Source organism: Castellaniella sp. (assembly GCF_034007085.1).
Classification (GTDB): Bacteria; Pseudomonadota; Gammaproteobacteria; order Burkholderiales; family Burkholderiaceae_B; genus Castellaniella.
In genome coordinates this window covers 1-7,761 of sequence record NZ_JAVERO010000105.1, presented here as the reverse complement: position 1 = coordinate 7,761, position 7,761 = coordinate 1, and the positions used below count along the sequence as shown (strand labels likewise).

The 7,761-nt window shown below is 61.6% G+C and carries 9 protein-coding genes and 1 pseudogene; 1 reads left to right on the top strand and 9 read right to left on the bottom strand.

What is annotated here, in order from left to right:
• From RBR29_RS09240 to aceA, 8 genes and pseudogenes are all read right to left on the bottom strand, one after another.
• Nucleotides 1-294: pseudogene (locus RBR29_RS09240) on the bottom strand (cytochrome c oxidase accessory protein CcoG); the annotation flags it as partial.
• Nucleotides 295-394: 100 nt separating this feature from the next.
• Nucleotides 395-1,297, bottom strand: coding sequence for a cytochrome-c oxidase, cbb3-type subunit III (gene ccoP / locus RBR29_RS09235; protein ID WP_320348768.1), 903 nt, complete (start codon nucleotides 1,295-1,297; stop codon nucleotides 395-397).
• Nucleotides 1,290-1,466 carry a CcoQ/FixQ family Cbb3-type cytochrome c oxidase assembly chaperone gene (locus tag RBR29_RS09230; protein WP_320348767.1) on the bottom strand — a complete coding sequence of 59 codons (177 nt, stop codon included), beginning with the start codon at nucleotides 1,464-1,466 and terminating at the stop codon, nucleotides 1,290-1,292. The genes ccoP and RBR29_RS09230 overlap by 8 nt, the downstream gene beginning before the upstream one ends.
• Before the next feature lies 1 nt (nucleotide 1,467).
• A complete protein-coding gene (gene ccoO / locus RBR29_RS09225; protein WP_320348766.1) occupies nucleotides 1,468-2,124 on the bottom strand; it encodes a cytochrome-c oxidase, cbb3-type subunit II in 657 nt (218 codons plus the stop codon).
• Between the two features lie 10 nt (nucleotides 2,125-2,134).
• Nucleotides 2,135-3,616 carry a cytochrome-c oxidase, cbb3-type subunit I gene (gene ccoN / locus RBR29_RS09220; RefSeq protein ID WP_320348765.1) on the bottom strand — a complete coding sequence of 494 codons (1,482 nt, stop codon included), beginning with the start codon at nucleotides 3,614-3,616 and terminating at the stop codon, nucleotides 2,135-2,137.
• 93 nt (nucleotides 3,617-3,709) lie between these two features.
• Entirely contained in the window at nucleotides 3,710-3,865 is a 156-nt protein-coding gene (gene ccoS / locus RBR29_RS09215) for a cbb3-type cytochrome oxidase assembly protein CcoS (RefSeq protein WP_320348764.1), read from the bottom strand.
• A gap of 8 nt (nucleotides 3,866-3,873) precedes the next feature.
• Entirely contained in the window at nucleotides 3,874-4,824 is a 951-nt protein-coding gene (locus tag RBR29_RS09210; RefSeq protein WP_320348763.1) for a hypothetical protein, read from the bottom strand.
• A 204-nt stretch (nucleotides 4,825-5,028) separates the two neighbouring features.
• Complete coding sequence (aceA, locus tag RBR29_RS09205; RefSeq protein ID WP_320348762.1) at nucleotides 5,029-6,348, bottom strand: isocitrate lyase; 1,320 nt, start codon at nucleotides 6,346-6,348, stop codon at nucleotides 5,029-5,031.
• A 341-nt stretch (nucleotides 6,349-6,689) separates the two neighbouring features.
• Between aceA and queF the strand changes: the two genes are divergently transcribed.
• Entirely contained in the window at nucleotides 6,690-7,520 is an 831-nt protein-coding gene (gene queF / locus RBR29_RS09200) for an NADPH-dependent 7-cyano-7-deazaguanine reductase QueF (RefSeq protein WP_320348769.1), read from the top strand.
• Nucleotides 7,521-7,534: 14 nt separating this feature from the next.
• Here queF and RBR29_RS09195 read toward each other — a convergent pair.
• Nucleotides 7,535-7,761: CDP-alcohol phosphatidyltransferase family protein (locus RBR29_RS09195; protein WP_336623772.1), on the bottom strand; the 227-nt coding region annotated here is incomplete at its 5' end.

Here is a 7,761-nt window from a genome sequence, read left to right as displayed (position 1 = left end):
CAGATAGAACTTGCGCGCCCCCAGATCGAACAAGACGGCCTGGCGGCCGCTCCATTGGACCCACGGCAGACCGTAAAAAATCAGCTGAGTCAGAAACACCATCAGCACGCGAATCCGCGCGAAATTCCCCTGAACCGACCGGGGATAGATCTTGGAACGGACGTCGGCCAGCGCCTTCTCGACCTGGGGTGAAGCCCCGCCCCCCGAGCCCTTGCGGACTCTGCGCGCAGGCTGCCAGGCCGGAACATCGCACGGTGTCTGCGTCTCGGCCTGTTGTGGGGGGTCCTTCTGCATGGTGTCCTCTGTCGTATATAGCTGGTCTGTGTCTGTGTGACAGGCCCTTATGAATCGGATGGAGCGATCGGCCTGCCCCGCAAAGGGGCAGGCCGGCTGACTAACGGTTGGACTGACCCCAGACCCAGCCCGCCAACAGACGGATCTGCTCGGGCGTCAGGTTCTGTTTCTGGGCCGGCATCTGATTGTCACGACCGTTCAGGATGGTCTCGACGATCGTGGCCTCGGAACTGCCATACAGCCAGACATCGTCGGTCAGGTTCGGCGCCCCCAAGGCCTGATTGCCCGTGCCATCAATCCCGTGGCAGGCGACGCAATAGGTCTCGAACCCCCGCTTGCCGGCATTGATGCGCAGCGGATCGTGGGCCAGCCCGGAGAATGAACGCACATACTGGGCGATGGCGGAAGCCTCGTCGGGCTTGATTGCCGCACCCCAGGCCGGCATCACTCCATGGCGTCCTTCCGTGATGGTTTGCAGGATCTGTTCCGGTGCCCCGCCGTACAGCCAGTCGCCATCGGTCAGGTTGGGAAAGCCGCGGCTGCCCTTGGCATCCGACCCGTGGCACTGGGCACAGTTGTTCAGGAACAGACGCTGGCCGATATCCTGCGCCTGGGCGTCACGCGCAATGTCCGGAATGGGCATGTCGCGAAAGCGCTCGTACACAGGCTGGATACGCGCGTTGAATTCCGCTTGTTCCTGCAGAACCTGCTGCCCGGAAGTAAAACCGAGCGTGCCCTTCCAGCTGCCCAGCCCCGGATACAGCACCAGGTATCCCAACGCGAAGATGCACAGACCCAGATACATCACCGTCCACCAGCGCGGCACGGGATTGTTCAGTTCGGTCAGGTCGCCGTCCCAGACGTGGCCGGTATTTTCGACTTGTGCCACATTGCGCTTGAGCCAGGCGCGCTGGGAAAACAACAGGTACACACACCAGGCAATACCGCCCAGCGCAACGACCGCGATGTAATAGCTCCAGAAGCTGCTGACGAAATCACTCATTTGTTTCCCCGGTGGTCTTGTCGTTCTGATATTCCTCGGGCAAGGCGAAGGGCAGCAGGGCCGCCTGCCGGTTGGCCTCGGCGCGATGCGCCGACCAGGCCCACCACACGATTCCGGCGAACGTCGCCATCGCCAGCACGGTCATGATCCCGTTGATGATGCCGAGCATGTCAGTGTCCTCCGTCGATCATGGACTGCTGCGCAGCAGCGCGTCCACCCACGCCCAGGCCTTGCAGATAGGCCACGATCGCGTCTTCTTCGGTCTTGCCCTTGAGCTGTTCGGGCGCAGCGGCGATTTCCTCGTCCGTGTAGGGCACACCCAGCGTGCGCAGGACCTTCATGCGCGCCTGGACATCCGCCCCCTCGACCGTGTTCTTCTGCAACCAGGGATAGGCCGGCATATTGGATTCCTTGACCACATTGCGCGGATTGCGCAGGTGGATGCGGTGCCATTCATCGGAATAGCGCTGCCCGACGCGGGCCAGATCCGGCCCCGTACGCTTGGAACCCCACAGGAAGGGGTGGTCGTAGACGGATTCCGCAGCAATGGAGTAAGGCCCGTACCGCTGGACCTCGGACTGCAGCTTGCGGATCTGCTGGGAATGACAGCCCACACAGCCTTCGCGAATGTAGATGTCACGCCCCACCAGCCGCAGGGCCTCGTAGGGCGTGACGCCCTCGGCCGCCGTCGTGGTGGAATGCTGGAAGAACAGCGGAATGATCTGCACCAGGCCGGAAAACGACACCACCAGGATGCTGAAAATGATCAGCAGACCAACGTTGCGCTCCAGCATTTCATGGGAGAAGCGTTTCTTGGTACCAGACATGGTCAACTCCTTAGGCCGATGCCGGCACGGCTGGTTGGGGGACGGCGTGCGCATCCGGACTGCCCAAAGGCACCGCCGGATTGATCCGGGGCTGGCCGCGCACCGTCAGCCAGGTGTTCCAGGCCATCAGGAGCATGCCCGACAGGAAGAGCAGGCCGCCGATCAGGCGAATGGTATAGAACGGATAGGTGGCCTTGACGACCTCGACGAAACTGTAGGTCAGCATGCCGTCCTCGCCCGTGGCGCGCCACATCAGGCCCTGCATCACCCCTGCGATCCACATCGCGGCGATATACAGCACCACCCCCAGCGTCGCCAGCCAGAAGTGCAGGTTGATGAAGTCCGGCCGGGCCATGCTGTCGCGGCCGTACAAACGCGGGATCAGGTAGTACAGCGAACCGAAGGTGATCATCGCCACCCAGCCCAGGGCGCCGGAATGCACGTGGCCGACCGTCCAATCGGTGTAGTGCGACAAGGCATTGACCGTGCGGATGGACATCATGGAGCCTTCGAAGGTGGACATGCCGTAGAAAGACAGCGCCACCACCAAGAATTTCAGGATCGGATCGGTGCGCAGTTTGTGCCAGGCACCCGAAACGGTCATGATGCCGTTGATCATCCCACCCCACGACGGCGCCAGCAGAATCAGCGAAAACGCCATCCCCAGCGACTGGGTCCAGTCAGGCAGCGAGGTGTACAGCAGGTGATGCGGGCCGGCCCACATGTAGGTGAAGGCCAGCGCCCAGAAGTGCACGATCGACAGACGGTAGGAATAGATCGGGCGCCCGGCCTGCTTGGGCACGAAGTAATACATCATGCCCAGGAAGCTGGTGGTCAGGAAAAAACCCACGGCATTGTGGCCGTACCACCATTGCACCATGGCATCCTGCACCCCGCTGTAAGCGGAATAGGACTTCCACAACGACACTGGCAGTTCCAGGTTGTTGAAGATGTGCAAGATGGCGATCGTCAGGATGTAGGACCCGAAAAACCAGTTCGCCACGTAGATGTGCTTGACACGGCGCTTGGCGATCGTGCCGAAGAACACGATGGCATAGGCCACCCAGACCAGCGTGATCAGGATGTCGAGAGGCCATTCGAGTTCGGCGTATTCCTTGGTCGAGGTATAGCCCAGGGGCAGCGTGATCACGGCACCGACCAGTACGGCCTGCCAGCCCCAGAAGGTGAAGGCCGCCAGCTTGTCGGAAAGCAGCCGGGCCTGACAGGTGCGCTGCACGACGTAATAGGACGTCGCGAACAGGGCGCTGCCGCCGAAGGCGAAAATCACCCCGTTGGTGTGCAGTGGGCGCAAGCGCCCATAGCTGAGCCACGGAATATTGAAATTCAATTCTGGCCAGATCAGCTGCGATGCAATCAGCACGCCGACGGCCATCCCCACCACGCCCCAGAAGATCGTGGCGATGGTGAACTGCCTGACGACACCGTAATTGAAGGTTTCGGCCGGTGTTCCGGCTGCGCCGGTCATGCCCATAAGCGTTCCCCTCAGAACAAAGTTAATGCGTGAATTTTTGAGAAGCTGAATAATCCCCTACCCACCCCGAAAGGTCCTTGATCCAAGTCAAGATTATTTGGCGTGAGTACGGTCGTCATCGTCCAGGATGGCGACCGCCGCATCCCGGGTGTCATCGAACTGCCCGGAAAAGATCGCCCACCAGAACGCCACACCGATTCCCAGGACGAACAGCAGGGAAATCGGCAAAAGCAGGAACAGTGCATCCATGACAGGCCTCAGACCGGCTGCGCAGCCGACTGACGGCCGGCCGTCCCGCCAGCCGCAGGGCGCGCCAGGCGCCAGGCGTTGGCCGCGACAGCCAGGGATGACAACAGCATGGTGATGGCTGCCAGCCAGGGCTGCACCCAGCCGCAGGCCGCCAACGGTACCATCAGCAGGTGCCAGGCCAGGGAGCCGTAGAGATTCTGGTGTGCGACGCGCCGCATCGCGCGATCCAGCACGGCTGGATCGCCCCCGTCACCCGCCCCCGTACGCAAGCGCACCGCCTGGCGGGCCGCCAGGGCCGCGGGCACCGACATGGACATGGCGCAAGGACAGCTCATGACCAGCAACGCCACCGTCACGGCCAGCGCCTGGTCAGGCTGGACATTCCACCAGTACAGGCCAACCAGAATGGCCAGCAGGATCTGGATACAGACGAACCAGAAAGCCAGCCGATCGGCGGATCGCAGCAATTCAGCGTCCCTGGCCCCGTGGGGCTGGCCGCTGACGGCCTGGCGGGCGCAGGTTTCCAGGAAACGTGCCGTCAGCAGGAAGGCGACGAACATGGACACCGAATCGAAATAGACCTCGCCCACATCGCGCCAGGTGGCGACGACGCTGGGCACGAATGCCGCAAGAATGCCCAGCGCGACCGGCACGTCCATGCCGATGCGCTGACGCGACAGATCATGCCAGGCACCACGCCAGACCGGCCAGGCGCAATACAGGATCAGCGGCACACAGAGGATCAGGCTGAGCCAGTTCATCAGCACGATGGCCTGTTCCAGGGCCAGCTGCGCATCGGGCGCACGGGCGCTGTGACGCAAATAGCCAGGAAAGGCCAGCATCATGACCTGCATCATCACCAGCCAGGCCAGCCCGGTGCGGGCAAGCATGTGCCGCCGGGCGCGGCGCATGGCGTCGGTCATGTGCGGCGGAGGCGTAAAGAGAGAAGGCGCGCGCATGGGCCAACTATAGCCAGCCCACCATGAGCAAACATTGATGTAGATCAATAACACCCGTGCGCCCTCGCCCATGGTACGCAGCGCGCAATGCTCCTCCACCCAAAAAATACTCCTCCACCCAAAAAAAACGGGAAGGCCAAGGCCTTCCCAAAAGCACACCGCAGGAGAGCCCCCGCTCTCCTGCCCTCTCTCAAATGGTCATGATCAGGCGACTTGCGTTTCGCTCGCCTGGTCGAACTGGGCTTCTTCGGTCGAACCCGTCAGTGCCGTAGTGGACGACTGGCCGCCCTCGATGGTCTGGGTCACGGCATCGAAATAGCCCACACCCACTTCGCGTTGGTGCTTGACGGCCGTGAAGCCCTTGTCCGCCGCGGCAAATTCCTTCTGCTGCAATTCCACGAAGGCGCTCATCTGCGTCTGGGCGTAGCCATGGGCCAGTTCGAACATGCTGTAGTTCAGGGCATGGAAGCCCGCCAGCGTGATGAACTGGAACTTGTAGCCCATGGCACCCAGTTCACGCTGGAACTTGGCCACCGTGGCATCGTCCAGATTCTTTTTCCAGTTGAACGAAGGCGAGCAGTTGTAGGCCAGCATCTTGCCCGGGAACTGGCGATGGATCGCTTCGGCAAACTTGCGTGCATATTCCAGATTGGGCGTCGAGGTTTCGCACCAGATCAGATCGGCATACGGCGCATAGGCCAGGCCACGGGAAATCGCCTGGTCCAAGCCGGCGCGGGTCCGGTAGAAGCCCTCGACCGTGCGCTCGCCCGTGATGAACGGCGCGTCGTTTTCGTCGATGTTGCTCGTCAGCAGGTCAGCGGCTTCAGCGTCGGTGCGCGCCACCAGCAGCGTGGGCACATCCAGCACGTCGGCAGCCAGGCGCGCCGACACCAGCTTGGACACCGCCTCGCGGGTGGGCACCAGCACCTTGCCGCCCATGTGGCCGCATTTCTTGACCGAGGCCAGCTGGTCTTCGAAGTGCACACCGGCGGCACCCGCCTCGATCATGGCTTTCATCAGTTCGAAGGCATTGAGCACCCCCCCGAAGCCGGCCTCGGCATCGGCCACGATCGGAGCAAAATAATCGATGTAGCCCTCGTCACCCGGATTCTTGCCTTCCATCCACTGGATCTGGTCGCAACGCGTCAGGGAATTGTTGATGCGCTTGACCACGCTGGGCACGGAATTGGCGGGATACAGGGATTGATCCGGATACATCTCACCGGCGATATTGGCATCACCGGCCACCTGCCAGCCCGACAGATAGATGGCCTTCAGCCCGGCCTTGACCTGCTGCATGGCCTGGTTGCCGGTCAATGCGCCCAGCGCATTGACGAAGTCTTCGGTGTGCAGCAGATCCCAGAGCTTTTCGGCGCCACGGCGTGCCAGGGTGTGTTCCACCACCACCGAGCCCCGCAGCCGCACTACTTCGTCGGCGCCATAGCCCCGTTTGATGCCTTGCCAGCGGGCATCCTCGGCCCAGCTGCGTTGCAAGTCGCGCACTTTGGTTTCGCGTGAAGTCATGATGGAACTCCTGAGAAAAGAAAAAGGGAATCGACGATGGGATACAGTCTACGCCGATGGTGCACCGCACACATGACTTCTATCTTATATAAGACACAAAATTTTCTTGTTTAAATTCAATGAGATAATAATTTAATTCCATGTTATGAAATTAAATTTCTTAAAATGAAAAGGCGGCACACGCAATGCAACATTTCATTTTCATATTATGAAACTCAAATATCATGATGTGGAAAATTCATCCGTGGGCAGAAACGGCGGCGGTAGAATGAGGCACCCTGTCACCCTGGATCTCCAGGATGACCCGGACACAACGCACCAGCCTCGCCTTCCGCCACGCCATGAACCCTGATGCACTTTCCGCCAGCCCTCTGGGACGCACCACCCCAGGTTCGACGCGCTACGACCCGGCCCTGCTGTTCCCGATCGAGCGCGCCGACACGCGCGACGGCATGGACCTGCCCCTGGCAGCGCACGGTGCCGACATCTGGAACGCCTATGAACTGTCCTGGCTGAACGCCAAGGGCAAGCCAGTCGTGGCCATCGGCCGTTTCACCGTTCCCATGGACAGCCCCAGGCTGATCGAATCCAAATCGCTCAAGCTCTACCTGAACAGCTACAACGAGGAACGCTTCGAATACCTAGACATCGTCCGCCAGCGCCTGCACACAGACCTGTCCCGGGCCTGTGGCAAGCCCGTGCACGTAGAGATCCTGTCGGCGCGGCCGGCCTTCGAACTCAGCTGCACGCCGCTGCGCGGTACCTGTATCGATGATCAGGATCTGGATTTCGAAGCCACCCAGACCCCCCGGCCCGATTGCCTGGTCCTGTCGCAGCCTGCTCCATTCGTGCGCGAAGTCCTGGTTTCCGAACTGCTGAAATCCAACTGTCCGGTGACCGGACAGCCCGACTGGGCCAGCCTGCAGATCCGCTATGCGGGTCCGCGCATCGACCATGCCGGGTTGCTGCGCTACATCGTATCGCTGCGGCAGCACCAGGAATTCCACGAACTGTGCGTGGAAAAGATCTATGGGGAAATCATGACGCGCTGCGCACCCGAAGAACTGCTGGTCTACGCACGCTATACCCGGCGCGGCGGGCTGGACATCAACCCCTGGCGGGCCAGCCACCCGCCCACCGACATCGGCCAGACACGCACGCTGCGGCAGTAATCACCGGATCACGGTCAGGCGCGGTCGCGGATCTCGGGCCAGGCCTTTTTCAGGTAGTAGCACATCGACCAGACGGTCAGAATGGCGGCGACCACGATCAGGACCTGGCCGACCAGGCGCGTGGACACCCCGGCCAGGGGCTGCCAGTACAACAGGCAGGGGATGGCGATCATCTGCGCGGCGGTCTTGAATTTGCCCAGCCGATGGACGGCCACGCTGCTGCTGGCGCCGATTTTTGCCA